This window comes from uncultured Clostridium sp. (assembly GCF_934754915.1).
Taxonomy (GTDB): domain Bacteria; phylum Bacillota; class Clostridia; order Clostridiales; family Clostridiaceae; genus Clostridium.
This window is the reverse complement of record NZ_CAKVKB010000293.1, coordinates 1-2,245: the sequence shown is the minus strand read 5'-3', so window position 1 is coordinate 2,245 and position 2,245 is coordinate 1. Positions and strand designations below refer to the sequence as shown.

Below are 2,245 nucleotides of genomic sequence, written 5' to 3'. Positions count from 1 at the left end.
GAAATTTCTAAAAATGGTACAAACGTAACAACATACATACGTGAAATTAATGAACTTCCAAGTAAATATGATGCTTGGACAATAACATATTTAAATAACGGATATTACAAAATAAGCCAAAAAGACACTAACCTTTGTCTTGATGTTGCTGACGCATCGCTATATGCAGGAGCTAATGTTCAAATTGTAAATGATAATGGTGCACCTGCACAACAATGGTCAATTATTCCAACTGAAACTGGATATAAACTTCAATCAAGATGTAATTCATTCGTTCTTGATATTACAAATGGAAGAATAGAAAGCGATACAAATGTTATGGTATGGGAAAACAATGAACAAAGAACACAAAGGTTTGGTTTCATTCCATGTGGAACAGATAAAGATAGAGTTATTGAAGATGGAACTTATAAGATAAACTCAAGTATTTCTAGTTTATATGCTCTTGATGCTGATGGTGCAGGTGCAAAAAACGAATATAAAAATGGTACTAACATACAATTATGGACTGATGATAATGATGACTATTTTAAGATAATCTATGTCGGAAATGGATACTATAAAATACAAGAAGTAGTTTCAGGTCTATATGTTGAGGTAATCAATGATGGAAATACTTTAGATACACAAGCTAATATTCAATTATATGAAGATAGCAATAGTTTAGGTCAATATTGGAAGATAAGAAAAAACACCAATGATACTTATACATTTACTTCTATATTAAGTGGTTATAATCTTGATTTGTCAGATGGAAAAACTATACAGAGGCAAAATATTAGTCAACATTTTAATAATGATTCTACAGCACAGCAATGGATATTAAAACTTGTTGGTTATGTAATGTCAGAAAGTGAGGGTGCAGGACAAACTATACCTAATGGAGACTATTGGATTTTATCGGCACTTAGCAAAAACTTTTGGATTGATATTCCAGGAGACGAAATTTCTAAAAATGGTACAAACGTAACAACATACATACGTGAAATTAATGAACTTCCAAGTAAATATGATGCTTGGACAATAACATATTTAAATAACGGATATTACAAAATAAGCCAAAAAGACACTAACCTTTGTCTTGATGTTGCTGACGCATCGCTATATGCAGGAGCTAATGTTCAAATTGTAAATGATAATGGTGCACCTGCACAACAATGGTCAATTATTCCAACTGAAACTGGATATAAACTTCAATCAAGATGTAATTCATTCGTTCTTGATATTACAAATGGAAGAATAGAAAGCGATACAAATGTTATGGTATGGGAAAACAATGAACAAAGAACACAAAGGTTTGGTTTCATTCCATGTGGAACAGATAAAGATAGAGTTATTGAAGATGGAACTTATAAGATAAACTCAAGTATTTCTAGTTTATATGCTCTTGATGCTGATGGTGCAGGTGCAAAAAACGAATATAAAAATGGTACTAACATACAATTATGGACTGATGATAATGATGACTATTTTAAGATAATCTATGTCGGAAATGGATACTATAAAATACAAGAAGTAGTTTCAGGTCTATATGTTGAGGTAATCAATGATGGAAATACTTTAGATACACAAGCTAATATTCAATTATATGAAGATAGCAATAGTTTAGGTCAATATTGGAAGATAAGAAAAAACACCAATGATACTTATACATTTACTTCTATATTAAGTGGTTATAATCTTGATTTGTCAGATGGAAAAACTATACAGAGGCAAAATATTAGTCAACATTTTAATAATGATTCTACAGCACAGCAATGGATATTAAAAACAATATTTTCTAATATTAAAGGTGATTGTAATAATGATGGACTAATTTCAATTACTGATATACTTATACTAAAAAAATATATTCTAAATATTGAGGTTGTAATTCCTAATCCTCAAGTGGCAGATATAAATAGTGATGGTATGGTTAATGTTATCGACCTTATTATTTTAAAGAATAAATACATTAATAGCTTTTAAGAGTTAAGAATTTTGATTATAAATAATTAAAACATACTTGTTCTTATCCAATATAAAACTATTTAGTGTACCCTAAAGTAATACTCTATAAGGATATAATATTTGTAATGTTAGGATTGCAATATGTTCTAACATTGCAAATTTAATAATACCTATTGCTTTTTATGTTCCATATGTGGTATAATGATATTCATGGGAGCGTGATTGACTATGAACTTAGCCTACATAAGAGTATCCAGTGTTGACCAAAATGAAATTCGTCAAAAAGAAGCATTAA

The 2,245-nt window shown here is 29.4% G+C and carries 1 protein-coding gene; it reads left to right on the top strand.

Annotated features, from left to right (window positions below; genetic code table 11):
- A partial coding sequence (locus Q0F58_RS18995; protein ID WP_294379564.1) for an RICIN domain-containing protein occupies nucleotides 1-1,968 on the top strand: 1,968 nt, incomplete at its 5' end.
- Nucleotides 1,969-2,245 lie beyond the last annotated feature (277 nt).